The organism is Actinoplanes sp. NPDC020271 (assembly GCF_044388125.1).
Taxonomy (GTDB): domain Bacteria; phylum Actinomycetota; class Actinomycetes; order Mycobacteriales; family Micromonosporaceae; genus Actinoplanes.
On sequence record NZ_JBIRWQ010000005.1, the window covers coordinates 387,111 to 412,803 of the forward strand.

Annotated in this window: 27 protein-coding genes; 17 read left to right on the forward strand and 10 right to left on the reverse strand. The window is 71.3% G+C overall.

Translation table 11 applies throughout. The annotated features are described in order from the left end of the window. Positions 1-14: 14 nt before the first annotated feature. From ACH442_RS14550 to ACH442_RS14560, 3 genes are all read right to left on the reverse strand, one after another. Entirely contained in the window at positions 15-1,181 is a 1,167-nt protein-coding gene (locus ACH442_RS14550) for an LCP family protein (RefSeq protein WP_396338464.1), read from the reverse strand. Positions 1,182-1,374: 193 nt separating this feature from the next. Further along, positions 1,375-2,637 carry an RNA polymerase sigma factor gene (locus ACH442_RS14555; protein WP_396338465.1) on the reverse strand — a complete coding sequence of 421 codons (1,263 nt, stop codon included), beginning with the start codon at positions 2,635-2,637 and terminating at the stop codon, positions 1,375-1,377. Between the two features lie 35 nt (positions 2,638-2,672). Beyond that, on the reverse strand, positions 2,673-3,116 hold the full coding sequence (locus tag ACH442_RS14560; RefSeq protein WP_396338466.1) for a YciI family protein: 444 nt from the start codon (positions 3,114-3,116) through the stop codon (positions 2,673-2,675). Between the two features lie 316 nt (positions 3,117-3,432). Between ACH442_RS14560 and ACH442_RS14565 the strand changes: the two genes are divergently transcribed. From ACH442_RS14565 to ACH442_RS14590, 6 genes are all read left to right on the forward strand, one after another. Further along, positions 3,433-4,218 (forward strand): ABC transporter ATP-binding protein, encoded by a 786-nt coding sequence (locus ACH442_RS14565; protein ID WP_396338467.1) that lies wholly within the window; start codon positions 3,433-3,435, stop codon positions 4,216-4,218. Further along, on the forward strand, positions 4,215-4,976 hold the full coding sequence (locus ACH442_RS14570; protein WP_396338468.1) for an ABC transporter permease: 762 nt from the start codon (positions 4,215-4,217) through the stop codon (positions 4,974-4,976). The genes ACH442_RS14565 and ACH442_RS14570 overlap by 4 nt, the downstream gene beginning before the upstream one ends. Before the next feature lie 15 nt (positions 4,977-4,991). Further along, positions 4,992-5,771, forward strand: coding sequence for a MerR family transcriptional regulator (locus ACH442_RS14575; RefSeq protein WP_396338469.1), 780 nt, complete (start codon positions 4,992-4,994; stop codon positions 5,769-5,771). 95 nt (positions 5,772-5,866) lie between these two features. Further along, entirely contained in the window at positions 5,867-6,427 is a 561-nt protein-coding gene (locus ACH442_RS14580; protein ID WP_396338470.1) for a helix-turn-helix domain-containing protein, read from the forward strand. Next, the gene (locus ACH442_RS14585) at positions 6,424-7,329 is read left to right on the forward strand and encodes an ABC transporter ATP-binding protein (RefSeq protein WP_396338471.1); all 906 of its coding nucleotides are present in this window, start codon (positions 6,424-6,426) and stop codon (positions 7,327-7,329) included. The genes ACH442_RS14580 and ACH442_RS14585 overlap by 4 nt, the downstream gene beginning before the upstream one ends. Next, on the forward strand, positions 7,326-8,126 hold the full coding sequence (locus tag ACH442_RS14590) for an ABC transporter permease (RefSeq protein WP_396338472.1): 801 nt from the start codon (positions 7,326-7,328) through the stop codon (positions 8,124-8,126). Before ACH442_RS14585 ends, ACH442_RS14590 begins: the two co-directional genes overlap by 4 nt. Here ACH442_RS14590 and ACH442_RS14595 read toward each other — a convergent pair. Further along, positions 8,116-8,787, reverse strand: a complete 672-nt coding sequence (locus tag ACH442_RS14595; protein WP_396338473.1) for an HAD family hydrolase — start codon at positions 8,785-8,787, stop codon at positions 8,116-8,118. The two genes, ACH442_RS14590 and ACH442_RS14595, sit on opposite strands and share 11 nt — an antisense overlap. 122 nt (positions 8,788-8,909) lie before the next feature. Here ACH442_RS14595 and ACH442_RS14600 point away from each other — a divergent pair, with 122 nt between their 5' ends. Next, positions 8,910-9,512 (forward strand): hypothetical protein, encoded by a 603-nt coding sequence (locus ACH442_RS14600; protein WP_396338475.1) that lies wholly within the window; start codon positions 8,910-8,912, stop codon positions 9,510-9,512. 48 nt (positions 9,513-9,560) lie between these two features. Next, complete coding sequence (locus ACH442_RS14605; RefSeq protein WP_396338476.1) at positions 9,561-11,843, forward strand: putative bifunctional diguanylate cyclase/phosphodiesterase; 2,283 nt, start codon at positions 9,561-9,563, stop codon at positions 11,841-11,843. A gap of 354 nt (positions 11,844-12,197) precedes the next feature. Here the strand turns inward: ACH442_RS14605 and ACH442_RS14610 are convergent, their stop codons facing one another. Continuing rightward, a complete protein-coding gene (locus tag ACH442_RS14610) occupies positions 12,198-13,166 on the reverse strand; it encodes a diacylglycerol/lipid kinase family protein (protein ID WP_396338477.1) in 969 nt (322 codons plus the stop codon). 58 nt (positions 13,167-13,224) lie between these two features. After that, positions 13,225-13,770: a hypothetical protein gene (locus ACH442_RS14615; RefSeq protein WP_396338478.1), complete on the reverse strand. Its 546-nt coding sequence runs from the start codon at positions 13,768-13,770 to the stop codon at positions 13,225-13,227. A gap of 539 nt (positions 13,771-14,309) precedes the next feature. Here ACH442_RS14615 and ACH442_RS14620 point away from each other — a divergent pair. Both ACH442_RS14620 and ACH442_RS14625 read left to right on the forward strand, forming a co-directional pair. Then, positions 14,310-14,531 carry a hypothetical protein gene (locus ACH442_RS14620; RefSeq protein WP_396338479.1) on the forward strand — a complete coding sequence of 74 codons (222 nt, stop codon included), beginning with the start codon at positions 14,310-14,312 and terminating at the stop codon, positions 14,529-14,531. Then, the gene (locus tag ACH442_RS14625; protein WP_396338480.1) at positions 14,528-15,721 is read left to right on the forward strand and encodes an NAD(P)/FAD-dependent oxidoreductase; all 1,194 of its coding nucleotides are present in this window, start codon (positions 14,528-14,530) and stop codon (positions 15,719-15,721) included. Before ACH442_RS14620 ends, ACH442_RS14625 begins: the two co-directional genes overlap by 4 nt. Before the next feature lie 133 nt (positions 15,722-15,854). Here ACH442_RS14625 and lexA read toward each other — a convergent pair whose 3' ends face one another. After that, positions 15,855-16,514 carry a transcriptional repressor LexA gene (gene lexA / locus ACH442_RS14630; protein WP_396338481.1) on the reverse strand — a complete coding sequence of 220 codons (660 nt, stop codon included), beginning with the start codon at positions 16,512-16,514 and terminating at the stop codon, positions 15,855-15,857. A 221-nt stretch (positions 16,515-16,735) separates the two neighbouring features. Further along, a complete protein-coding gene (locus tag ACH442_RS14635) occupies positions 16,736-16,900 on the reverse strand; it encodes a hypothetical protein (RefSeq protein ID WP_396338482.1) in 165 nt (54 codons plus the stop codon). A gap of 330 nt (positions 16,901-17,230) precedes the next feature. Between ACH442_RS14635 and ACH442_RS14640 the strand changes: the two genes are divergently transcribed. The 3 genes from ACH442_RS14640 to ACH442_RS14650 all read left to right on the forward strand — a co-directional run bounded on the left by ACH442_RS14640 (position 17,231) and on the right by ACH442_RS14650 (position 20,901). After that, entirely contained in the window at positions 17,231-19,087 is a 1,857-nt protein-coding gene (locus tag ACH442_RS14640) for a hypothetical protein (RefSeq protein WP_396338483.1), read from the forward strand. 127 nt (positions 19,088-19,214) lie between these two features. Next, positions 19,215-19,622: a hypothetical protein gene (locus ACH442_RS14645; protein WP_396338484.1), complete on the forward strand. Its 408-nt coding sequence runs from the start codon at positions 19,215-19,217 to the stop codon at positions 19,620-19,622. A gap of 202 nt (positions 19,623-19,824) precedes the next feature. Then, positions 19,825-20,901 (forward strand): VanZ family protein, encoded by a 1,077-nt coding sequence (locus tag ACH442_RS14650; protein ID WP_396338485.1) that lies wholly within the window; start codon positions 19,825-19,827, stop codon positions 20,899-20,901. Here ACH442_RS14650 and ACH442_RS14655 read toward each other — a convergent pair. Then, entirely contained in the window at positions 20,898-21,392 is a 495-nt protein-coding gene (locus tag ACH442_RS14655; RefSeq protein ID WP_396338486.1) for a GNAT family N-acetyltransferase, read from the reverse strand. The genes ACH442_RS14650 and ACH442_RS14655 overlap by 4 nt on opposite strands. Before the next feature lie 513 nt (positions 21,393-21,905). Between ACH442_RS14655 and ACH442_RS14660 the strand changes: the two genes are divergently transcribed. Continuing rightward, entirely contained in the window at positions 21,906-22,373 is a 468-nt protein-coding gene (locus ACH442_RS14660; RefSeq protein ID WP_396338487.1) for a peroxiredoxin, read from the forward strand. A gap of 74 nt (positions 22,374-22,447) precedes the next feature. Here the strand turns inward: ACH442_RS14660 and ACH442_RS14665 are convergent, their stop codons facing one another. Beyond that, positions 22,448-23,236, reverse strand: a complete 789-nt coding sequence (locus tag ACH442_RS14665) for a maleylpyruvate isomerase family mycothiol-dependent enzyme (RefSeq protein ID WP_396338488.1) — start codon at positions 23,234-23,236, stop codon at positions 22,448-22,450. A gap of 109 nt (positions 23,237-23,345) precedes the next feature. Here ACH442_RS14665 and ACH442_RS14670 point away from each other — a divergent pair, with 109 nt between their 5' ends. The 3 genes from ACH442_RS14670 (at position 23,346) to ACH442_RS14680 (ending at position 25,515) form a co-directional block, all read left to right on the forward strand. Beyond that, entirely contained in the window at positions 23,346-24,284 is a 939-nt protein-coding gene (locus tag ACH442_RS14670) for a M20/M25/M40 family metallo-hydrolase (protein ID WP_396338489.1), read from the forward strand. 102 nt (positions 24,285-24,386) lie between these two features. Continuing rightward, positions 24,387-25,094, forward strand: a complete 708-nt coding sequence (locus tag ACH442_RS14675; protein WP_396338490.1) for a spermidine synthase — start codon at positions 24,387-24,389, stop codon at positions 25,092-25,094. A gap of 121 nt (positions 25,095-25,215) precedes the next feature. Then, positions 25,216-25,515 carry a hypothetical protein gene (locus ACH442_RS14680; protein ID WP_396338491.1) on the forward strand — a complete coding sequence of 100 codons (300 nt, stop codon included), beginning with the start codon at positions 25,216-25,218 and terminating at the stop codon, positions 25,513-25,515. Positions 25,516-25,693: the final 178 nt, after the last annotated feature.

A 25,693-nucleotide genomic window follows, 5' to 3' on the forward strand; every position in this document is an offset into this window, starting at 1 on the left:
TGGCGCCCTGCCGGTCAGCTGGTGGCGACGAACTTCGGGTGGCTGATCAGGAAGTTGTCGATCTGGTCCTTCTTGACGGCTTTCAGCAGGTCCATGCTGTCGGCGCTGAGCAACTCCACGTCCCGGCCGTTGATCTTGTCGGAGTTGAACTTGCCCTCGTTCGTCTTGATGGTGACCAGGCGGTCCGGTTTGAGGCTGCGCATCGACAGCGCCCAGTCGGCGAGCGGGACGCCGCCGGTGTCCACGGTCATCGCCTTGCCGAACGCGGTGAGCAGCTTCGGCAGCTTGGTCGGGGAGTCCAGCCCGTCCTTCAGCGCCTGGTTGACGATCGCCTTGAAGAACTGCTGCTGGTGCCGCTGCCGGCCGTAGTCGAACGAGCCGTCGTCGAGCAGGTCGCGCTGGCGGACGAAGTCGAGCGCCTGACTCGGGTTGAAGCAGTGGTTGCCCTTGGTGTACGTGTTCGGCGTCACGCCCGGCAGGGGGTGGTTCTTGTTGACGGTGCCGTCGGAGTGGATGTTGAACGGTTTCGTGGTGTTGCCGTTCTTGTCCTTGCCCAGGTGGATCGACTTCGTGGTGGTGTCCACGTACATGCAGACGCGACCCAGCACGTTCACCACGTCGCGGAAACCCTGGAAGTCGATGATCGCCCCGGCGTCCGGCGTGATCCCGGTGAGCTGTTTGACCGTGATGGTCAGCAGCTCGAAGCCGTGCTTCAGCGCGTCGTTGCCCTCGAGGCCCCGCGTGCCGTACGCAAAAGCGGCGTTGATCTTGTCTTTTCCGCCGCCCCACCGCTGCTTGCCGTTGTCGTAGGCCGGGATGTTGACGTAGCTGTCGCGCGGCAGCGAGATCAGGTAGCCGCTGCTGTGATCCTTGTTGATGTGCAGCAGGATGATCGAGTCCGACCGCAGCGGCTCGCCGTGCGTCTCCGTCGGCCGCTGGTCGATGCCGACGAGCAGCAGATTCTGCGCGCCGTCGAGATCGGCGTTCTTCTTGGTCGTGCCCTCGGTCGGCTCGGCCGCCGAGCCGAGCAGCGTCTCCTGACCGACCGAGGCGCTGGCCACCGCGACCGTCTCGCGCAGCGCGATCGCCCCGCCACCGCCACCGACCAGCAGCAACAACCCGAACGTGATGGTCGCGATCGCCCACCGGGGCGTACGTCGTCGCCGCTTGCTGCTGCCCAAGGAGCACTCCCCGTGATCGGTCCGGCCGTCCACATCCAAGACGCAATGAACGGCAGGCGATTCACCCCTGGGAGATGTTTGTCACTGGGATCACGTCACATTCGCAGAGCCGAGGCCAGCTGCTTACGGAAAGTGATCCCGGCCTTGCGGTAGCTGTCACGCAAATGCCACTCGGTCGGCGGCTCCCGGCTCGTCAGCCCGGCGGATCGCAGGCGGCGGCCCGGTCCAGCAACAGCGCGCGTTCGCGTTCGTTGCGGGTCAGCGCCGCCGCCCGCTCGAACTCGGCGCGCGCCTCGGCACGACGTCCGAGCCGGACCAGGAAGTCACCGCGCGCGCTGGGCATCAGGTGGTAGTCACGCAGCGCCGGGAAGGCCATCAGCTGATCCAGCAGATCAAGGCCGGCCTGCGGCCCGTACGCCATGGAGAGCGCAACCGCCCGGTTCAGCTCGACCACCGGCGACGGCGTGGCCCGCGCCAGCCGCTCGTAGAGCGCGGCGATCCGCACCCAGTCGGTGTCCTCGAACCGCCGGGCGCGCGCGTGACAGGCGGCGATCGCGGCCTGCACCACATACGGCCCCGGCTCGCCGTCGGTCAGGGACTCGGCCCGCTCCAGCGCGGCCAGGCCCCGGCGGATCAACAGCTGATCCCACCGTGCCCGATTCTGATCAGCCAGCAGGATCGGCTCGCCGCCCGGGCCGGTGCGCGCCGCCGCACGGGACGCCTGGATCTCCATCAGCGCGACCAGCCCGTGCACCTCGGGCTCGCGCGGCGCCAGCCGGGCCAGGACCCGCCCCAGCCGCAGGGCGTCCGCACACAGGGCCGGGCGCATCCAGTCGTCACCGGCGGTCGCCGCATACCCCTCGTTGAAGATCAGGTAGACGACCTCCAGCACCGAGGCGAGCCGTGCGGCCAACTCGTCACCGCGCGGCACCTCGAACGGCACCCCCGCGGCGGCCATGGTCTTCTTGGCCCGGACGATCCGCTGCGCCACGGTCGGCTCCGGCACCAGGAACGCGCGCGCGATCTCGTCGGTGGTCAAACCGCCGAGCAGGCGCAACGTCAACGCGGCCCGCGCCTCGGTGGACAGCACCGGGTGACACGCCACGAACACCAGCCGCAGCAGATCGTCGCCGATCCTGTCGTCCTCGGCGACCAGCGCGCCGATGTCCGGGGAGGACTCCTCCAGGTCGCGGCCGGCCTCGGCCAGCTTGCGCCGGTACGTCGCGTTGCGCCGGATCAGGTCGATCGCCCGGCGCTTGGCGGTGGTCATCAGCCACGCGCCGGGATTATCCGGAACGCCCTGACCGGGCCACTGCTCCAGCGCCGCGACCAGCGCATCCTGCGCCAACTCCTCGGCCGTGCCGAGATCACGGACCAGCCGGGTCAGGCCCGCGATCAGCCGGGGCGCCTCGATCCGCCAGACCGTCTCGATCGCGCGGTGGGTGTCAGTGGCCACGCCCCCGATCTACCCCACCGCGCGACCGGTCGCAACTACGCCGACTTGTAGCCGGGCGCGGCGTTCTCCTCCCGGCGCTTCACGGCCTCCCGCTGCTCGGCGGTGAACTCGTCGCCGAAGTCCTCCGCCCCGTACAGCCGGCGGATCTCGATGTTCGTCGACTCGCCCGGCCCGACCTGGGGGAGCGGGCAGCGCTTGAACCACTCCACGCACTCCTCCAAGGACTTCATCTCGACCAGGTAGAAGCCGGCGATCAGCTCCTTGGTCTCGGTGAACGGGCCGTCCACCACGGTCCGCTTCTCCCCGTCGAAGTAGATCCGGGCGCCGGTCGAACTCGGCCCGATCCCCTCCGCGGCGAGCAGCACACCCGCGTCGACCAGCTCCTCGATGAACCTGCCGGCCGTCTCGAAGTCCTCCGTGGCGGGCAGGACCCCGGCCTCGCTCGCCGTCGTGGCCTTGGTGATCACCATGAACCGCATGTCGCTGTCTCCTCGTGTCAGGTGCCTTCTTGCCTACGCGTCGAACGGCGCCCGGCCCACTCGACACCCTGCCGGAGAAATCTTCGCCTCGGCGATCTCGGCGTCGGACCGACCGGCGGCCATCCGGCGCAGCACCTCCACCTGCCGGCCGGTCAGCCGAGCGTCCGGCCAGACGGGTCGCGGCCCGGCCACCGGCGTAGGCGCCCGCCAGTCGCCGGATCGCCGCCGGGAGCCGGAGCGGATCCCTCCCGGGAGGGAAATCGGCCGGCGCTGACGCTTGACCCTGACGCAGCGTCAACCCTCGATGCTGACGGACATGAGTGTGTCTGCGGGAATCGAGCAGGCCGGCCGCACCGCGATACGGGTGCGGGGCCTGGAGAAGTCGTTCAAGGAACTGACAGTGCTGCGCGGGGTGGACCTCGACGTGGCCCGGGGAAGCATCTTCGCGCTGCTCGGCTCGAACGGGGCCGGCAAGACGACCCTGGTCCGGATCCTGTCGACGCTGCTGAAGGCGGACGCCGGCCGGGCCGAGGTGAACGGCTTCGACGTCGGGACGCGGGGCGCCGACGTACGGGAGTCGATCAGTCTCACCGGGCAGTTCGCGGCGGTCGACCAGATCCTGACCGGGCGGGAGAACCTGGTGATGGTGGCTCGGCTGCGGCATCTGCGCGACGCCGGGACCATCGCGGACGGGCTGCTGCGCCGCTTCTCGCTGACCGAGGCGGGCGGCCGGCGGGTCGGGACGTACTCCGGTGGGATGCGCCGCCGGCTCGACATCGCGATGAGCCTGGTCGGTGAACCACCGGTGATCTTCCTGGACGAGCCGACCACCGGGCTGGACCCGGAAGGGCGCCTCGAGGTCTGGCGGGCCGTCCGGGAACTCTCCTCGGGCGGCACGACCGTGCTGCTGACCACGCAGTACCTCGACGAGGCGGAACAACTGGCGGACCGGATCGCGATCCTGCACGAGGGCCGGATCCTGGTCGACGGCACCCTCGGTGAACTGCGCAGCCTGCTGCCGCGGGCCACGGTCGAATACGTCGAGAAGCAGCCCACCCTCGAGGACGTCTTCCTCGCACTGGTGAACGGGGAGAAACGATGACCAAGCACTTCGCCGGTGACACCGCGATCCTGACCGGACGGTCGCTGCGGCACATCGCGCGCAGCCCGGACACGATCATCACCACCGCGATCACACCGATCGCCATGCTGCTGCTCTTCGTCTACGTGCTCGGCGGCGCGATCCGGGCCGGCACCGGCACGTACGTGAACTACCTGCTCCCCGGCATCCTGATCATCACGATCGCATCGGGGATCTCGTACACGGCGTACCGGCTGTTCCTGGATCTTCAGGGTGGAATCTTCGAGCGTTTCCAGTCGATGCCGATCGCCCGGCCGGCCGTACTGTGGGCGCATGTCCTGACCTCGGTGGTCGCCAACCTGGTCTCGGTCGTGGTGGTCCTCGCGGTCGCCCTGCTGATGGGGTTCCGGTCGGGGGCAGGCATGCTCGGCTGGCTGGCCGTCGCGGGCATCCTGGTCCTGTTCACGCTGGCGCTGACCTGGCTGGCGGTGATCCCCGGGCTGACCGCGAGCTCGGTCGACGGCGCGAGCGCGTTCGCGTACCCGCTGGTCTTCCTGCCGTTCGTCAGCTCGGCGTTCGTGCCGACCGAGTCGATGCCCGGCCCGGTCCGCGCGTTCGCCGAGAACCAGCCGGTCACCTCGATCGTCGACAGCCTGCGGGCGCTGTTCGACGGGCGACCGGTCGGGTCGGGCATCTGGACCGCGCTGGCCTGGTGCGTGGGCATCCTGGTGGTGGCCGTCGTCTTCGCCGGGCGGGTCTACCGCCGCCGGGTGAGCTGAGCCAGGATCTCCAGCATGCTGACGATCGGGCAACTGGCGGCGTATGCCGGGGTCACGGTGCGGGCGGTGCGGCACTATCACCAGATCGGGCTGCTGCCGGAGCCGGAGCGCGACGCCTCCGGCTACCGGACCTACGGCGCGCCGGCCGTGGTGGCGCTCATCAAGATCCGTACCCTGGCCGAGGCCGGCGTGCCGCTGGGGCGGATCGCCCGGATGCTCGAAGCCGACGAGGCCGACTTCGCCGAGGCGATCGACGGAATCGACGCCCATCTTCGTGACGAGATCGCCCGCCTGGAGACCAGCCGCAAACAGATCGCGCAGCTCGCCGCCGGGGACAGCCTGGTGCTCCCGCCGCCGGTCGTCGCCTACCTGGACCGGCTGCGGGAGATCGGGGCGTCCGAGCGGATGCTGGCCGGCGAGCGCGACGGGTGGATCCTGATCGCGGCCCGCTGGCCGGACAAGCTGGCGGAGTGGATCCCGGACAAGTTCGCGCAGCTCGAGGACCCGCGGATCGTCCGGCTCTATCAGGTGCTGTCGGCGCTGATGGAGACGAAAGGACTCGACGACCCGCTCGTGCTGGAAGCCGTCGACCTGCTCGTCGAGCTGGCCGAGTCGGCGGCGGGCGCCGGTGGGTTCGAAGCGGGCACGGGGGAATGGGACGAGATGTTCTTCGCGCTGCTGGACAACCTGGCCGACGAGGCCGACGGCCGGGCCGAGCAGCTGCGGGAACTGATGCGCGAGCGCGGCTGGGACGGCTGGACCCGGATGCGGCGGGTCCGGGAACCACCCGCCTGACCAGGCCACCGGCGGCCGGGGCGGGAACCCCGTCGATGGTCTGCGCCGCGCCCTGTTGCTATCAGTATCGATAGTGATAACGTTCCCCTGTGGACATGTCGAAGGATCGATGGGCCGACCTGGCCCTGCACCCGGTCCGGATCCGGATCCTGCGGGCGGTCGCCGGCGCCCGCCTCACCACGCACGACCTCGTGACGCAACTGCCCGACGTCCCGCACGCCACGCTGTACCGGCACCTGGGCACCCTGGTCAAGGCCGGCCTGATCGAGGTGGTCGACCAGCGCAAGGTCCGGGGCGCCGTCGAGCGGGTCTACGCGCTGCCGGCCCACGGTGCGACGCTGAACCCGGCGGAGCTGGCCACGGCCACACCCGAGGACCACGCGCGCTACTTCACCGCGTTCGTGTCGAGCCTGCTCTCCGACTTCTCGCGCTACCTCGCGCGGGAACAGGTCGACCTCGTCGCCGACGGCGCCGGTTACCAGCAGGTCGTGCTGCATCTGTCCGACACCGAGCTGGCCGCGTTCGCCGCCGACCTGAACCGGGTCGTCGGCCCGCTGCTCGGCAACGAGCCCGGCGAGGGCCGGGTGCCACGCCTGCTGGCCACCGTCCTGCTACCGGTCGACCACAGCGACAAGAGTGAGGGGAGCACCCGGTGACGGTCGAGGTCTCGCACCTGACGAAGAGGTACGGCACGGTCACCGCCGTCCACGATCTGACGTTCACCGTCCGGCCGGGCGTGGTCACCGGTTTCCTGGGCCCGAACGGGGCCGGCAAGACCACCACCATGCGCATGCTGACCGGTCTGGTGCGGCCCACGTCCGGCACTGCCACGATCGACGGCCGGGCGTTCCGGCGGCTGCACCGCCCGTCCGGTGTGGTCGGCGCGGTCTTCGACGGCAGCGCGTTCCATCCGGCCCACACCGCCCGGGACCACCTGCGCGTCTATGCCGCGATGGGCGGTCACCCGGACGCCCGGGTCATCGAGCTGCTCGACCTGCTCGGCCTCACCGGCGCCGCCGACCGCCGCACCCACGAGTTCTCCACCGGCATGCGACAGCGGCTCAACCTGGCCACCGCGCTGCTCGGCGACCCGCGGGTGCTGCTGCTGGACGAGTCGGGCAACGGGCTCGACCCGGAGGGCATGCTCTGGCTGCGCGGACTCCTGCGCGGGCTGGCCCGCGACGGGCGTACCGTGCTGATCTCCAGCCACGTGCTGAGCGAGATCCAGCAGCTGGTCGACGACGTGGTGGTGATCCGGGGCGGCGAGCTCGTCGCGGCCGGGCCCTGGTCGGAGCTGGCCGGCCCGCCCGCTGTGCTGGTCCGGTCCCCGGACGCGGACCGGTTGACCGTCGTGCTGCGCGACGCCCGGCCGGGCGGGGAGGTGCCGCGGGTCGAGACCGTCGAGGACGGCCGGCTCCGGGTGCGCGGCTTGACCGCGCCCGCCATCGCCGACCTCGCCGCCGAGCATCAGGTGCGGGTGCACGAACTGATCACCGAGAGCACCAGCCTTGAGAACCTCTTCCTCCAGCTGACGACCGACAGGGTGGCCACCGCATGAAGAACCTGGTCAAAGCCGAGATCCGGCGGCTGCTCGCCACCCGGGTGCCCGGCGGTCTGCTGCTCGCCGCGGTGCTGTCCGGGGCCGGCCTCTTCGGCGCGATGGCCCTGGTCGGGCCGGAGAACTTCGACCCGCCGATGCCCGGGCTGGACACCGGGGCCGGCATCCGCGGCCTTCTCGGGCTGCTCGGCTACACCGCGTTCGTCCCGGCCGCAGTCGGCGCGCTCGCCGTCACCTCGGAACACCGGCACCGCACCGCGGCGGTGACGTTCCTGTTCGAGCCGCGCCGGGGACGGGTGCTCGCCGCGAAACTCGTCACGTACGGCGCGGCCGGCCTCGCGTACGGCCTGGTCCTCGCCGGCACCGCGGCCGGGGCCCTGTTCGCCGTCGCCGCCGTCCGCGGCATCTCTCTCGGCCTGCCGGCGGCCACGGTGCTGGCCCTGCTCGCCCGCATCGGCCTGGCCATGGTCGTCTACCTGCTGCTCGGTGTCGGTGTCGGCGCCCTGCTGCGCAACCAAGTCACCGCCCTGTGCGTGGTGATCGGCTATCTGTACCTGGGCGAGCCGCTGCTGCTGATGATCCCGGGCGTCAACGCGCTCTACCCGGTCCTGCCGGGCGGCGCCACGGCCGCCCTGACCGACTTCACCTACCTGGCCGACGCGATCTCGGACGAGGTCGGCGGCACCGCCGTCCGGCTGCTGTCCCCGGCCGCCGGGGCGCTGCTGCTCGCCGGGTACGCGCTGGCCGCCGCCCTGATCGCCGTCGTCCTGCCGATGCGCCGCGACGTCACTCTTTGAGCAGGGTGGCGATCGCGGAGTCGTCGAGGGCGGCCAGCAGCGCCGCCGGGTCGTCGTAGACGGCGATCGCGCCCGCCTTCTCCAGCTCGCCGGCGGATGTCCCGCCGCAGGCCAGGCCGATGCACGGGATGTCGAGGCGGCCCGCGGCCTGTACGTCCCAGACCGAGTCGCCGACGAAGACCGCGGCGTGCGGGTCGACGTCCGACTGGGCGAGCGCGGCCTGCAGGATGTCCGGCGCCGGTTTGCTCTCCTCGGCGTCCGACGACGAGGTGGCCGCCGCGATCACGTCGTCGGCGCCGAGCACCCGGCGCAGCTGCTGAAGCTCCGGTTCCTTGGCCGACGAGGCGAGCACGACCGCGAGCCCGCGCCCGGCGACCGCGCGCAGCAGGTCGGCCGCGCCGGACAGTGGGCGCAACCGTTCCCACCAGGCGCCGTAGAGCACGTCGTGCGCGGTCGACGCCCGCTCGTCGCCGTCCCGGTCGCGGTTCTCGCCGAGCAGGTGGTCGAGCAGTTTGTCGGAGCCCATCCCGATCCCGCGGTGGATCTTGGCCATCGGAACGTCCGCGCCGGTCTGCCGCAGCGCCTCCCACCACGCGACGGCATGCAGGTACGTGGTGTCGACGAGTGTGCCGTCGACGTCGAACAGAACCCCGGATCTCATGCGACCCCGGTACCCACGATCGGCCGCCCGAATCACCGAAGCCCTTTGACCTCGGCTACCGAAGAAGATCAAAATCATCTTCCCGTACGGTCATGGCCCGCGCACCGAGGAGAATCCAGCACGTGACTCCGAGCCGGGCGCTGCGCCCGCTGCACCTGTTCACCGATGGTGACGTGGTCTGGGCTGTGGACGAGTTCCAGCCGGTCGCGGCCGTGCTCGACGCCTCCGGCGGCATGCTGCGTGACCTGGTCTCGTGGCCGCGACTGCCCCCACCGCCCCTGGGCGAGACCTGGCAGGTCCTCAGCTACGGGCCGGACCTGTGGGTGCAGCCGGGCGAGGGTGGACCGGTCGGGCGCATCGGCCGTACGGGCCTGGCCGCGGCCGGTTACAGCGCCGGCCGGCTGATGGTCGCCGTCGAGTCCCGGGGCGCCTGGTGCCTGAACGACGGCGGGTTCCGCCAGCGGCTCGTCCACCGCCCGGATCACCGGCCGGGCCCGTTGCCGCACGACCAGGTGATCGTCGTGAACCCGGCCGGGGACGTGCACCGGCTCGGCATGGATCGCCCGGACCATCCCGGGATCCGGCTGCGCCGCGGCGTGCGGCTCTTCGACGAGGCCGGCCGCCCCGACCCGCCCGAGTTCGCCGACATCCACCTCGTCGAGGACATCGACACCGGGCGGCTGCCGCCGGCCGGCGCCGCGTCCGGCGGATTCCTCGACGTCTGAGAAAGGTAAAACACTCACAATGACGGCGTATCGCCCGAAGGGGCGGGTGTGGTGTCGGTGACGATGGTGCCGCCGCGTGGCCGGATCTGGCTGCGGGCCGGGTTCGGGCTGGGCGTCGTCCTGCTGATCGCGCAGTTCGTGGCGATCGTGCCGGGACCGCGGGACTGGGTCGCTCGGCACCCCGGGTTCAACGACGTCATGCAGGACGCGATCTACCTGCTCGCCGCCGTGCTCGTCGCGACCCGGGCGGCGGTCCACCGGCAGGACCGCGGCGCCTGGTCGTTGATGGCCGCCGGGCTGGGCTGTTACGCCGCCGGAACGGTCTACTGGGTCGCCGTCCTGGTGCGGATGGACCCACCGCCGTACCCCTCGATCTCCGACGCGATGTGGCTGGCCTACTACCCGTTCGCCTACGCCGCGGTGCTGCGGCTGCTGCGCGCCCGGCGCTCCCGGTTCAACGCGCCGACCTGGCTCGACGGGCTGATCGCGGCGGCCTGCGCGGCGGCGTTCGCGTCCGTGGTGTTCCTGACCGGGTTCGCCGGTGTCGCCGGGGAACCGGCGACGACCGTGGTGGTGAGCCTGGCCTACCCGATCGCCGACATCGTGCTGGCCGGGCTGCTGCTCGGCGCGTGGGCGCTCAGCGGCTGGCGCACCGAACCGGTCTGGTCCGTCCTGCTGGCCGGGATGGGCATCAACACCGCGGCCAACGGCATCCACATGTTCGAGACCAGCCACGGCACGTACATCCCGGGTGGCTGGACCGACGCGCTCTGGTCGGTGGCGCTGGCCGTCATCGTCGCCGCGGCCTGGCAGCGCCCCGAGCAAGCCTCGGCCCGCCCACCGGCCCGGGCCCTGGTCGGCGTGGTGCTGCCGGCCGCGCTGGGCTGCGCGTCGATGGGACTGCTGCTCTACGGCAGCTGGCGCGGATCCGTGCTGCCCCGCACCAGCAGCCTGCTCGCCGCGGCGGCGATCACCGCGGCGATCGTCCGGATCCTGCTGACCGTCCGCACGGTGGAGGCGCTCGCCGACGCCCGGCGCCAGGCCCGCACCGACGACCTCACCACGCTGCCCAACCGGCGGCTGTTCCAGGAAACCCTCGACGCCGAACTGCACCGCCGCGACACCGACGATCCGACCGCCGTGGCGATCCTCGACCTGGATCGCTTCAAGGAGATCAACGACAGCTTCGGGCATCACCTCGGCGATCGGCTGATCCAGATGGTCGCGACCCGGCTCGCCGAGGCACTCGGCGGCACCGGGACCCTGGCCCGGCTCGGCGGGGACGAATTCGGCGTGGTCATGCCCGGGGCCGGGGCCGACCGCGCCCGCGAGGTCGCGACGACGCTGCTCACCGCGCTGCGGCACCCGTTCGACCTGGAACAGGTCAGCCTGCACATCGACGCCAGCATCGGACTGGCGGTCTTCCCCTGCCACGGGACCGACCGCAGCACCCTGCTGCGGCACGCCGACAACGCCATGTACACCGCGAAGAGCGACCACAGCGGGCTCGCCGTGGCCAGCGACGGCGCCGACGACGACACCGGGCGGCGGCGGCTGACCACCCTCGAAGAGTTCCGCGTGGGGCTCGACCGGGACGATCTCGTCCTGCACTACCAGCCGCAGATCGACGTGCAAACCGGCACGGTGGCCGGCGTCGAAGCCCTCGTGCGGTGGAACCACCCGGACCGTGGGCTCGTCTACCCCGACGGGTTCCTGTCCCTCGCCGAGCACGCCGGGCTGATGGGGCGGATCACGCTGCAAGTGTTGGAGAAAGCGCTCGGCCAGTGCCGGGACTGGCGGGCCGCCGGGCTGGGCCTGACCGTCGCGGTGAACCTGTCCGCCTCCAACCTGCACGACCCGGCGCTGCCCGATCACGTCGCTGACGCGCTGGCCCGTCACGGCGTACCCCCGCAAGCTCTTCATCTCGAAGTCACCGAGGAGGTGCTGATGCGTGATGCGGCGCGCGCGACCCGGACCCTCGACGAGCTGCGCGACATGGGGATCAGGCTGGCCGTCGACGACTACGGCACCGGGTATTCGAGCCTGGCCTACCTGCACGCGCTGCCCGTCGACGACCTGAAACTGGACCGGGCGTTCGTCGCCCACTGCGACACCGATCCACGCAGCGCGGCCATCGTGAAAAGCACCGTCGAACTCGCCCACAACCTCGACATGCGGCTGATCGCGGAAGGGGTGGAGAACGAGGCGGTCCTCGACCGGCTCCGGGAATGGGACTGCGATCTGGTCCAGGGGTACCACCTGAGCCGGCCGCAGGCCGCCGGACGCTTGACCCCGTGGCTGCTGGAACGGCAGGTCACACCCGTGTCGTGACCGGGTCAGACGCGATCAATGCCGGGCGACACGCCGTCCGGCCTCCCCGCCGCGCGGCGGGCGGGGCGCACGCTGTCGCGGTGACAGAAGCGGGACGACCGGGTGAGGCTGTCCGGGTACCGGGCGGGTTGATCGGTCTCGGCGGCCTCCTGCATCCGGTCGGCGACGGTGACACGCCGCGGTGGCGGCGGCCGTGATCAGCCCGCTGCCGTGACCCGGTCCGGCAGCTTCTCGGCGGCGTCACCGAGCGCCAGCCCGCGCATCGCCGCCACCGCCGCGGCCCGATTCATCACCCGACGATCATCCCGCGGCGGGGTGGGCGTGAGCGGCGTACCCCGCCACGGTGATCTCCGGTCAGGCGCCGGTCGCCTCGCGGACCTCGTCGGCGTCACGGGCGACGGCGCCGGCGTCGTGCGCGAGGTCCGGGTCGGTCTCCGGGCGGGGGACACACAGGACGAGCGCTTTCGGGCGTACGGAAATAAGCAGTTCTTTCCCTGGCTCGATGAGATCCCCGTCGAGCTGCCGGGGCTGTGGACGGTTGCTGCGGATCTCCACGGTGGAAGCGGTGAACGTCTCCATGCGCGGGACGGCGTCGCGGCGGCGCAGCACACCCCAGGCCAGGGCGAGCCAGTGCCGCAGGTTGCGTGGGCTGAGGACGGCGACGTCGAGCAGGCCGTCGTCGGGCTGGGCCTCCTGGAGCAGGCGCATCCCGCCCTGGAGGCGGCCGACGTTGCCGACGATCACGGTGCGCGGGCGGCGGGTGAAGGCGGGGCCGCCGTCCAGGGAGATCCGGACGCGCATCGGGCGGTCCCGCAGGTGCCGCAGCGCCCCGGCGACGTAGGCGAGCCAGCCGACGTGCTTCTTCGCGGTGTCGCTGGTGGCGTCGAGCATCTGCGCGTCGAACCCCATCCCGGCCATCACCGCGAACCGCTGCTCGCCGACACAACCGACGTCGATGCGGCGCCGGCCGCCCTGCAACGCCACCTCGATGCCGGTGGCGAGGTCGTTGCTGAGGCCCAGGTTCGCGGCGAGCAGGTTGCCGGTGCCGGCCGGGAGCACGGCGAGCGCGACCTCGGTGCCGGCCAGGGCGCCGACGCAGGCCATCACGGTGCCGTCACCGCCGCAGACGAAGACCACCTCGGCGCCGTCCCGCACCGCCTGCGCGGCCTGGCCCGCGCCGGGGTCCTCGGCGGTCGTTTCCAGCCACATCGGCTCCGGCCAGCCGGCCGGGGCGAGGGCCTCGGTGATGGTGCGGCGCAGTTCGTCCAGGTCGGCAACCTTCACCGGGTTGACGACGACGGCTGACCGCAGGGCTGTGTCCATGGGGAGTCCTCAGGGCTCGAATACGGTGACGTCTGCTCATACCCCGGGCGGTCGTTCGTCAAAGCCGATGGGCGAGGGGCGCGTCGACGGTGAGGCTCGAGTCGTCGGTGAAACGCAGGGTCAGTTCGCTCCCGGGGTCGCTGACCTCGGCGGCGGCCAGGGCGGCGCGGGGGCGGTGCCAGGCCGGGGTCAGCGGGGGCAGCGGTTCGGGTTCGGCCCGGTCTAACATCCGGCGGAGACGGTCGGTCAGTCCCGCGGGCTTCGGCCGGGCCGGCGCCGGCCCGTCGGAGATGAGGAGCAGCAGCACCCGGGCGGTGGTCAGGGCCAGGACCGCGGCCGTCGTGTGCTCCGGCAGGTGGTGGTCCAGGCCGGCGGCGAGGCTGCCGACCGGGCCGCGCAGACCGTGGTGCGGGTTCGGTGAGAGCACCGTGCCGCCGAGGCCGGGCAGGTCCTCCGGCGCACGGGTGACCTTGGCGATCAGCGGAAGCCCGGAGGAACGGGCGATCCAGAGTGCCGCTTCCAGCGTCTCGCCGGGGTCCAGATGCTCACCGACCCGCGAGCGCAGCTCGGCCTCCCGCCGGGCGACCAGGCCGGACTCGCTCATCACACCGCTCCTCTCGTCACCTGCTGCGTGGGCTCCGTCCCGGCGATCGCCGCGAGAGCGGTGAGGTGGCGATCCAGGACGGAGACCTTGGTGATGCGGCGAGGCTCGTACCCGACCGGCCGTCTGTGCCAAGAGGCGTCCGGGCGGACTTCACGCAGCCACAGCCGATCAGGGTCGATCCGGCGCCGACAGCGCGGACGATGCCGTCGGATCGGTCGGCGTTGCGCGGAGAACGCGCGATTCGCACGAGAGCCCGTGACTCGGCGGCGCGACGAAGCCGGTCAGCCTTACCGACCCTCGAGGACGTCATCTCACGAATCCTCGCACAGCGACACCGGCACCGAGCCGGCTCCCACCGTTCTCATGAGGCACGACCGGCGACGGTGCGAACCAGCGTGGAGATCGGGGCGCGCGGCCGGCCGGGCCGCAGACAGCCTGTGTCGCGTGCCGGGCCGGCGTGGGCGTGGCCGGGGGCGGCTGGGGATGATTGAATCGATACGCCCCTTTCTGGTTCGGTGTGGCCGAGGTGAGGTGTGGGTGTGTCCTACCCGGGGATGACGCAGTTCGGCGACGCGCCGGACGCGCTGGTCGTGACGGCCGAGCCGGGGCTGCGGGACGAGCCGGCGGCGGATCTGACCGGCGGCGGCCACCGGGTCACCGCGACGGCTACGGGCGCGGCCGCGGTCCGGGTTCTGGCCGGGCGCCCGGCCGGCCTGGTCGTCGTCGACCGCGACGCAGCGATCCGGCTGGTCGAGGCGTGAGGCACGTCGTCGTCGTGGGCGCGTCGGCGGCCGGCCTCGCGGCCGCCGAAACCCTGCGCCGCGAGGGCTACGACGGGGCGCTCACGCTGATCGGCGCGGAGCTCGATTTCCCGTACGACCGTCCGCCGCTCTCCAAACAAATCCTGGCCGGCACCTGGGAAGCCGACCGGCTCGCCCTGCGCACCCTGGACCAGCTCACCGCGCTCCGCCTCGACCTGCGGCTGGGCGTGCGCGCGACCGGGCTCGACCCGGGCCTGCGAACCGTGCGGCTGGCCGACGGGGACGAGCTCACCTACGACGGGCTGATCGTGGCGACCGGCGTCCGTCCGCGCCGCCTGCCCGGGCGGGGCGGTCACGTGCTGCGCCACCTCGCCGACGCGATCGCGCTGCGCAAACGGCTGGCCCCGGGCGTACGCCTGGCCGTGGTCGGCGCCGGCTTCCTCGGTGCCGAATGTGCCGCCGTGGCCCGCGGCCTCGGCTGCGAGGTGATCCTGCTGGAACCGGCACCGGTCCCGCTCGCCCACGCCGTCGGCGACGAGATCGGGCGGGTGCTGTCCCGCGCGCACACCGAGCACGGCGTCGACCTGCGTACCGGGGTCACCGTCACCGGGATCACCGACGGTGGGGTGCTGCTGGACGGCGGCGAACTGGTCGCCGCCGACGAGGTGCTGGTCGCGGTCGGATCGCAGCCGAACACCGAATGGCTCGACGGGAGCGGACTGACGATCGCGGACGGGCTCGTGTGCGACGAGTTCAGCAGCGCCGGGCCGGACATCTACGGGGCTGGGGATGTAGCGCGGTGGCACAATCCGTTGTTCGGTGTGTCGATGCGGGTGGAGCACAGGACCAACGCCGCCGAGCAGGGTATGGCTGCCGCCCGCAACCTGCTGCACCCCGGGGCGCGCAAGCCGTTCGCGCCGGTTCCGTACTTCTGGTCCGACCAATACGACATGAAGATCCACGCGTACGGATACCTGCGCGGGCACGACGAGGTCCGGGTTGTCGAGGGTGACCTGGAGGAGCGGCGTTTCGTCGCGGCGTACCGCACCGGGGATCGGCTTGCCGGGGCGCTCGCGGTCGGCATGCCGCCCAAAGCGATCCGCCCATGGCGCCAGGCCGTCGTCACCGCAACCCCCTGGACGGAAGTCCCGCGCGTTCCCGAAGCCCCGGGCCGAGCCGTCGAAGCTTGAACACCGTCAGCCCCGGCGTGGTCGCCACCCCGATGGCGCGATCCGAGCAGGAAAGCGTGAGCGGCAGCCGCATGCCGGCGATGCCGGACGCGTGCGGCATCGGCCGGTTCAGCCCGGGAGAGGGCGGGGGTGGTCAGACGCGGCGGAGGACGGAGACGACCTTGCCCAGGATGACGGCGTCGTCGCCGGGGATGGGCTGATAGGCCGGGTTGCGCGGCTCCAGGAAGACGTGCCCGCCGCGGCGGCGGAAAACCTTGACCGTCGCCTCTTCGTCGATCATCGCGGCGACGATGTCGCCGTTCCAGGCTTCGGACTGCTGGCGGACGACGACGATGTCGCCGTCACAGATGGCGGCGTCGATCATGGAGTCGCCCTGGACGCGGAGGCTGAACAGGGTGCCGCGGCCGACCAGGTCGCGCGGGAGGTTCAGCAGTTCGTCGGCGGATTCGGCGGCCAGGATGGGGGAGCCGGCCGCGATCGTGCCGACCAACGGCACGCCGACGGTGTCGGCCGGTGCCGCGGTTTCGCCGGTCGGCTGCAGGAACATCCGGATGTCGACGGGCCGGCCCACGGTCCGCCCGCGGCGCAGGAAGCCGTGGTCTTCGAGGGTGCGCAGGTGGCGGCCGACGGTCGACGTGGACATGCCGAGCGCGTCGGCGATCTCGCGGGTGGGTGGCGCGTATCCGTGCTTCACCGCCGCGTCGCGGATCACGGTGAGGATCCGGCGCAGGTGGTCAGGCAGGACGGACGTGTCGAACTCTTCCTCGGGCAGCACCCGGGAATTCTGCCTCATCACGGACGTGAACCTCGATCGCCGCGCCGTCGGGCGCCCGGATGTGACGCCGGTAATACGGGCGCGGCCGGGAGTCGACTCCCGGCCGATAAAGACGACGGACATTGGATGACGGCGAGTCACGGAATGACAGCGGAACGATTCCGGTCATTACCGATGGTCATCGTTCAATAACGAAACGGTCGGTACGTGTTTGCCGGGACGTCACCTGTTACCGGCGGTCAGCCGCCGATTACTCGCACGGCCCAGACCAGCGCAAAGCTGGGGATCGTCAGTACCGCGAGGGTGGCGCCGACCATGGCGAATACCGCCCCGGAAAGGGTTCCTATTCGGCCCCAGCGGGGTTCATTGTGGATTACGTCGGACTCGTACTCGAAATCGAACATGGCGGGAACGGTACACGGGCCTGTCCGTTCGGGTCGAATCGCATAACCAATTTGTTATTGTTGTGAATGGACATCGCGTCACGCATCGCTCACCGGCACCCACCCGTCCCGGAAACCGCCAAAAGCCTTCCCGGGTACGGATGCCGACCGAAAGCCCCGCGCACTCTCACCGCCCGTCCCGGCGGCGTCGCGCCCCGTGGTCCGGAAGCCGCCCCACGCCCGGGTCTGTGACGTCTCCCACGGCGACGCCCCCGGTCTGTCCCCGCCGACAGACCGGGGATGACACGGCTAACTATCGTCGTCGATGGACCGGGGCCTGAGGGGGTCGGAATGCAGGAGACGTTGACGCCGTGGTGGACCGAGGTTCAGGACGCTGCCCAGCTGCTGGCTTCGCAGCTCAATGCCGTGGTGGCTCACGCCGCCCAGGTCGGGACGTACACGCCGCCACCCGGGTCGCCGCCCCCGCGCCGCCGCCGGCAGCCCGCGTCCCTGCGGCACCTCGCGGAGGTGATCCGCACGCACCGCCTGGCCCCCGGACTGTCCGTCGACAAGGACGACATCGCGGCGGTCCTGTCCGGCGATCCGCGCCGCATCACCGAGCCGGTTCTCGTGGTCGCGGTCGCGCGGGCCGCTCATCTCATCGCCGGCGCGCCTTTCGACCAGCTCGACGCGGATCGGCTGGTCGTCGCCGGCACGCACGTCGCTGCGCTCGTCGACGCCGCCCGGAAAGCCGACGAGCAGGCCCCGCGAACTGTCCCCGAGCCGTCTCCCGAACCGAGTACCGAGGTGGAACGCCCGGCGCGGGAGCCCGTGGTCATCGACGCGTACTTCACCACGCGCCGCCCCGGGCGCCGCCGGGCCCTGATCGCCGGGGCGCTCGGTCTGATCCTGGTGGCCGTCGCCGCGACGGTGGTGATCGTGGGGAACCGCGATCCGGGCGACCGGCCGGAAACGACGTCACCTCCCGTGGACGTGCCGGGCGCGGTGGTGCCCCTGGACCACGGGCACGCCGGCACCGCGTTCCGCAGCACGCGACCGTTGCAGGACGCGCTCGACCGCGGATACACCGGTGTCGAGGCGCAGGTAATGCTGCGGAACGGGAACCTGCTGCTCTGTTCCGGCTCCGACTGCGGCGACCGACTCTTCCCGGCGACCTACCTGCAGGGGCTCAACGCCCGGGTCAGTGCGGCCGGCGGGCGGGTCTACCCCGGCTATCACCAGCCGGTCCTGCTCTTCGTCGCGATCGGGTGTGTGACCGACGGGGACAGTTGCCGGCTGCCCGCGGACCCGGCCGAGGCGGCCGCGGACGAGAACAACCCGCTGGTCGTGGCGCGGCAGGTGATGAGCGCGCTCACGCCGTACCGCGGAATGCTCTTTCATGTCGACGGCTCGGGGCGGCATTGGGGGCCGGTGCAGGTCGTCGTCACCGGCAGTCACAACGACGAGCAGGTTCCGGCCGGTGCCGGCCGCCACGACTCGGTGCGTGGACTGCTGTCGCGGCAGGGCGACACGTACGCGTTCCTCGACGGGAGCTTCGGCGTCGACCGGGATCTGTACGACGCCGACCTGGTCCCGGTGATCAGTTTCCCGGATCCGGCCTTCGGCAGCGATTGCACGTACCACAAGGAAGATTCGATCGAAGAGGTGCACTGGGACGACATCGTCACCGCCCAGACCACCGGTCACCACGTGCGCGTGACGCATCCGGCGGCCTGCCCGGAGCGGGAGGATTCCTGGTCGGACGCGATCAACGGCGGTGTCGACTACATCAGCGCCGGCGAGCTGGAGCCGCTGAGTACCTGGCTCGGGTCGAACGCCGTCGGCGGTGGCGGCGGCAACTGTGCCGTGCCCGCGTGGATCGCGGCGCAGCGGGTGAACGGGCAGTTCTGCACGCTGGTGACCGGTGACGTGCCGGTGATGAGCGGGCCCGACCCGCTCTCCGAACGGGTCGGCTCGCTCGCGAAGGGTGGCGCTCACTGGTTCGTGGGACAGCAGCCGGGCCGGCCGGTGACCCGAGCGGCGGCGACGAACTTCTGGTGGGCGTACACGCGGGCCGACAACGGCCGGTGGGGCTGGGTGTCGCTGGCCTACTTCACGAACCCCGGCCGGGACCAGCCCGCCGACGGCCTGCAGTACGCCTGCTATGACGTACGCCCTGATCAGCCCGACATCTGTCACCCGCTCTGACCAGCTGTCCCCGCGTCCGGACGATCTGTCGGGCGGGGACAGCTGCGCGTTGTCCACCCCGGCACTCGTCGACCAGCTTGGAGTCAGCGGTGCGGCAGACGCACCGACCTGACGACAGGAGACAGACATGAGTCGACACGTCCAGCGGCTGGCGCTGACCGGCGTTCTGGCCGGCGCGATCCTGGCCGGCGGCGCCACGGCGGCGACCGCGGCCCCCGCCAGTGGGCCGGGGCAGCCGGTCGGCGCGGCCGCCGTCTGCGTCGCCCATCCGGTCCGGCCGGTGAAGGTCGGCAGCAGCATTCGCGGCGCCACCACGTTCTCCCACTGCAGCGGCCGGGCGACCCTGACCGTGCAACGCAAGCGGTGGTGGGGCTGGCAGAACGTGAAGTCGGCCGGGGTGCCCGCGTCCGGCCGCCCGACCGTCACGGCGAGCTGTCGGGGCAGCGGCACGTTCACCTACCGCACGCTGGTGACCGGGCGCGTCGCCGGCAACCCGAAGGCGTGGGGCTCGGCGACCTACCGGGTGCGCTGCTGACCGGACCGACCGCGGACCCGGAGCAGGCTTTCGCCGGCGGCGACGACCGCCTGCTCCGGGGGCACGCGCCGCCGGCCGGCTCGGTGCGGGCCGGCTCGGTGGAGACCACCGCGCGCCCGCATCTTGGGCCGCCCGCTGCACGCTCAGCCGGGGGTCCGACCGGACCCCCGCTCGTCCGCCCTGTTCCGCTTACCGTGGACCGGTGACCGAGGCGCCGAATCTGCTGGGCGCTTTCCTGCGCGCCCGCCGTGAGCCGGTGACCCCCGAGCAGGCCGGCATCCCGGTGACCGGGGTGCGGCGGACCCCCGGCCTGCGCCGCGAGGAGGTGGCGATGCCGGCCGGGATCAGCGCCGACTACTACCTGCGTCCGGAGCGCGGCCGGGACCGGCGGCCGTCCCTGCAGGTCCTCGAGTCGCCGGCCCGGGTGCTGCGCCTCGACGAGAACCTGCGCGACTACCTGCTCGGGCTGGCGGCCGAGAAGCCCCGCCGGTCGTCCACCACGCCGACGCGGGGACCGCCGACGAGGAGAAACTGGCCCTGCTCGGCGCCACGCTGGTCACCCCGGCCGGGTCGACGCTTATGCCGCCGTAACAGACTGCCGTGTTCAATGACCCGCGTGAACGAGACAGTGAGGGTGTCCGCGCCGTCCCGCCGTACGAGCAAAGTCGTGTTCCTGATCTTCGCCGTGGTCTTCGCGGCAGTCGCCGGCGCCGTCTTCGCGCTCCGCCGCATGCTGCTGATGTCCGCGCCGCGCTGCATGGCCGGCCACTGGCACGGCTGCCTCGACACCGACAACGGCGTGGTCCTGATGACCCTCGTCGGCCTGCCGATCGCCCTGCTCGGCGCCTGGGTCCTGGCCCGGGTGCGCCGGACCCCGCTCGACACGACGGCGTGGCGCCTGTCGCTGGCCGAGGTCGGCATGGTCTACGGAACCGTGCCGATGGTCTGGCTGACCATGATGCCCGGCCCCGCCGCCGGCCTGGTCGACGGCCGAGTCAGCCTCATCCCGCTCCAGGACCTCGTCACGATGGGCACCCTCGGCATCGCCGGCAACCTGGTCCTCTTCGCCGCACTCGGCTTCTTCGCCCCGATCCGCTTCGCCGCGCTCGCCTCCGCGCCCCGCATCCTGGCTCTGGGGGCCGCCTGCTCCACCGTGGTCGAAGTGGCCCAATACGCCTTCCGGCTCGACCGGGTCTCATCGGTCGACGACGTGCTGGTCAACGCCACCGGCGCCCTCCTGGCCGGCCTCGCATCCCACCACTGGTGGCGAAAGAATTAATTCGGTACGCCGTCAGCCCGCACCAGATCGATGCTCATGTCGAAGTTCGCCAGCCGCTGCCCACCGATCTCGGCCACCCGGGACGCGTCCACGACGAACCCGAAACGCTCGAACGCGGGCCGCGCGGTAAGACTCGCATGCACCAGCAGCCGCGAATGCCCAGCCGCCGCAGCCTCCCGCAGAACACGGCCGACCAGCGCCCGAGCCACCCCACGCCCCCCGAAGTCGGGATGAACGAAAAGCATGTCCAGCACCCCGGCATCGGTGAAGTCGCTGAAACCCGCAACCACCCCACCCTGACAGGCCACAAAGGTCCGCGCCGCAGAACGCCGCCGCTGCCAGCGCCCCTCATCCACGACATCAGGCGCCCATGCCGCAATCTGCGAAGGCGTGTAGTCCCGACTGGCCGTACCGCGAACGGCCGCGTGGAACACCTGCCAAGTGGCACCGGCGTCACCGGCCTCATACGGCCGGACCAGAAGATTCTCCATCGCGGAGAACCATATGACATGCCAACTCCCTGACCCCGGCCACCGCTCGGTGACCACGACGCCCCGGGCGCCTGATCGCATGACCGAGTGCCACCTTTGACACCGCCGGACGCCAGCCGGACACAACGATGATCAACCTGGCTCGCGCGCAGCCGGACGACACCGGCGGGGCGCCCGGAGATGCGCCGGCCGGCCCCGTCCAGCCGGCGCGCTGACCACGGTTTGAGTTTCGTCACGAGCGCCGGCGGTCTCCGGTTGTGGCAAACGTTCTGACCCGTGACGGCCGTTCACGCCTCCCGCGCGCTCCACCCCAGCCGTATCAACTTCCGGATATGTCGCTGTTCGCAATCCCCAGGTGTCCTGGTGGCCGGGCTGGAAGTTGGCGAGCGCGCTGCCCCACAGGATGCCGCCGTCGGCCGGGACGTGGTAGCGCTTGTAGAGCGCCTCGCCCGGTACCGGGCCCGGGGGTTCCGTGGGATTGTTTCGCAAACGAAGTGACGTACCCTCTTGCGGGTGAGCATCGGCAAAGGTGACATCGCCCCTGACTTCGAACTGCCCGACCAGGACGGGACGCCACGACGGCTGACCGATCTGCTGGTCGCCGGGCCCGTCGTCCTCTTCTTCTACCCCGGCGCGATGACCAAGGGGTGCACCGCCGAGGCCTGCCACTTCCGCGACCTCGCGGCGGAATATCAGACGGCCGGGGTGCAGCGCGTCGGCATCAGCAAGGATCCGGTCGAGAAGCAGAAACTCTTCGCGGAGACCTACTCCTTCGATTATCCGCTCTTGTCGGATCCGAATTCAGAGACCATCGCGGCGTACGGCGTGAAGCGCAAGCTGGCCCTCGGCCCGCTGAGCACGAAGCGGCTGACGTTCGTCATCGGCACCGATCAGAAGGTGCTCGACGTGATCCACAGTGAGCTCGACATGAACCAGCACGCGGCGGACGCGCTGCGCGTGGCGGTCGACGCCAAGGGCTGATCGAAGTCTGCCCGGCACAGCGGAGGTCGCGGTGCCGGGCAGTTCGCTCAGGGGCGGGAAGCCGCTTCCCGAAGTCAGAAGCCCGGGAATGTCGCCCGCAGCTCGTCGAGCGTGATGTTCCCGGTCACGTCCACCCCGGCCGGCGTGTGCGCCGCGCCCAACCGGCCGTAGATCAGCCGGATCGCCGCCTCCAGCGGCCCGTCGAACGTCGCCGTCACCGGCAGATCCTCGGTGGTCAGCCGCGCGTTGTCGGCGAGCACGATCCGGTACGCCGTCTTGTCGATCCCGACGACGGCCTCTCCCCGCTCGGCGGCCGGTTTGCCGATGAACCCGAGCAGGAAGCTGATCCCGGCGCTGAGGTGCTCGGCGAGCAACTGCGCGGACGGCTCGGCCAGGGGCGCGGCCGGGTCGACGCCGGCCCGCACGTCCCAGCTGTGCAGGGCGACCTCGCTGAGCCGCATCGCGGTGTACCCGGCCAGCGGCAGCGGCTCGGGCAGGAAGCCCATGTCGACCCGCAACTCGTCGTGGCGCTCCGCCGGGATCGCTTCCAGCGCCGCGACCAGTGCCTCGTCGGAGGCGAGCCAGCCGGCGGCCTGGTCCTGCGGGCCCAGCGCGTTCCACCGGTCCCAGATGCCCTGGTTGAAGCCGGGCCCCGGTTTCTCCGCCTCGCCGAGCGCCGCGCGGATCGTGGCGAGGTTGATCTCGGCGCCGCTGCCCAGGTGGGAGAGGACGTCGGCGACGGTCCACTCGGTGGCGCCGGACGGTCCGGTGAGCTGGTCGGTGGTGAGCGCGGGGACCGCGGCGGCGAGAGCGTCGTGCTCACTGCGCAGGGCCGCGATCGTGCGGCCGGCGAGGGAAGTCATTCCACCGATCGTAGTCCCCGGCAAGAGGGTCATTTCGGTATGACCCGGCGCCGGAATACATCCGTAGAGTTCGATCCCAGGTTCGGATCCCCATCCCCTGGAGGAACACATGCGGGTTCGCAAGCTCGCCTACGCGGGCGTCGCCGCCACCCTCACGGCCGCCCTCGCGCTCACCGGTACGGCCTACGCCGGCACCGGCCCGGCCACCGCCGTCGCCGCCCCGGTCGCCGCCGCCCCGCCGGTGATCAGCGCGGACGCCTCGATGGTGCATCTGCAGAAGCTGATGAGCTTCGCCACGGCCAGCAACAACACCCGGGTGATCGGCAGCACCGGGTTCACCTCCACGGTGACCTACATCAAGCAGCAGCTGGACGCGCTCGGCTGGAAGACCACCGTGCAGAACTTCACCACCGGGGGCAAGGCCGCCGCCAACGTCGTGGCCGAATGGCCGTACGGCGACGCCACCCACGTGATCATGGCGGGCGCGCACTCCGACTCGGTCTCGGCCGGTCCCGGCATCAACGACGACGGCTCCGGGGTGGCCGCGCTGCTCGCCAACGCCGCCGCGATCTCGCAGGCCAAGCTGGTACCGGCCAAGCGGATCCGGTTCGGTTTCTGGGGCGCCGAGGAGCAGGGCGACGTCGGCTCCGGCTACTACGTGTCGCACCTGGCCAGTGGCGAGTCGAAGAAGATCGACGCGTACCTGAACTTCGACATGATCGGCAACAAGCCGGAGAACGGGCGGACGGTGGGCTGGAGCCTCTACGTCGAGGGCCAGTCGAACGGGCTGAACGCGCCGTTCCAGACCTACTTCACGTCGCAGGGGATCACGGTCAACCCGTCACTGAACACCGACGACCGCTCCGACCACGCCGCGTTCAAGCGGGCCGGCGTCAAGGTCACCGGCGTCAGCTCGGTCCGCAGCCTCAGCGCGCTCGGCGCCTGCTACCACAAGGCGTGCGACGACCTGACCGACGTCAGCACCAGCAGTATGGCCCTCGGCTCGAACGCCATCGCCGCCGCGGTCTGGTCCCTGGCCGGAGCATAGAAGCGCGCCGAACGGGCGACGACCGGGGTGGCGGGCTTTACCGTGACCCCGGTCACATCTAAGGTCAGCGGTGTTCCCGTCCCGTCTGTCCCGAGGAGACCCGTGTTCGCCGAGCTCGGCTGGGCCCCCACCCGCATCGGCGAGATCAGCCTGCGTCGCCGCCAGGAACCCACGACCAAGATTGAGGTGTACGAGGTCAAGCTCGGCGACGAATACCTGATGTCCAGTTTGTTCACCGTCGCGGAGGAGGAGCTGGCCCGGCTCGGCCTGGCCGCCCTGCCGGACCGGCCCGGTGACGTCGTCGTGGGTGGACTCGGTCTCGGATACACCGCCCGGGCCGTGCTCGCCGATTCCCGCGTCCGCTCGATGACCGTGGTCGAGGCGCTCGCGCCGGTCATCGACTGGCACCGCGAGGATCTGATCCCGCACGGGCGCGAGCTGACCACCGACCCGCGTACGACGATGCTGCACGGTGACTTCTTCGCCCTGCTGCGCGACGGCGCCGGCTTCGACCCGGCCGACCGGGGGAGACGCTTCGACGCGATCCTCGTCGACATCGACCACTCGCCGGTCAACGTCCTCGACCCGAGCCACGCGGCGCTCTACACCCCGGACGGCCTGGAACGCCTCGCCGGCCGGCTACGTCCCGGGGGCGTGTTCGGCCTCTGGTCCGACGACGCGCCCGACGAGACGTTCCTGACCACGCTCCGGCAGCCGTTCGCCACCGCCGCCGCCCACGTGGTGACGTTCCCCAACCCGCTCACCGGCGGACGGTCGGCCAACACCGTCTACATCGCCGGCGTCGACTGAGGCACACCCGTATGGGGGACAAGAGGCGGTTTTGTCCACGACGGTGGGTAGTCCCTGAGTAACGCCGGTGGCACACACCGCACCGGCACACCGGCGACCACGAACTCAGGGAGCAACTGACATGGCCATGACCACCCACCCGCGCACCGAGGGCACCGACCACCTCGTCCACCGGTCCCGCGGCGAGGAGACCAAGCCGTCCTGGAAGACCACCGAGCTGGCCGTCTACGTGCTGGCCGTGATCGGCGTCCTGATCGCCTCGAAGGTGCTCGGCGACGGCAACGCCGAGAACGGCGCCGACTACTTCGCGGCCGACAAGGCGTGGTGGTACATCACCCTGCTCACTGTCGGATACATGATCAGCCGTGGCCTGGCCAAGGCCGGCAGCCGCAGCAACGACCACGACCCGCGCACCCACTGACCGTCACCGGGCTGACCAGGCGGGCAGTGCCTGATCAGCCCCGCGACGCCACGGCCGGAGCGGGTGTCACCGTCGTTCACCGCCCGGCCGTGGCGCCGCGATCCGGCCGTCGCTGACTCCGGAATTCGTGCCCAGTCGAGTTTCTGTCATGCCGATGCCGACCGTCTCCTGGGTTCAC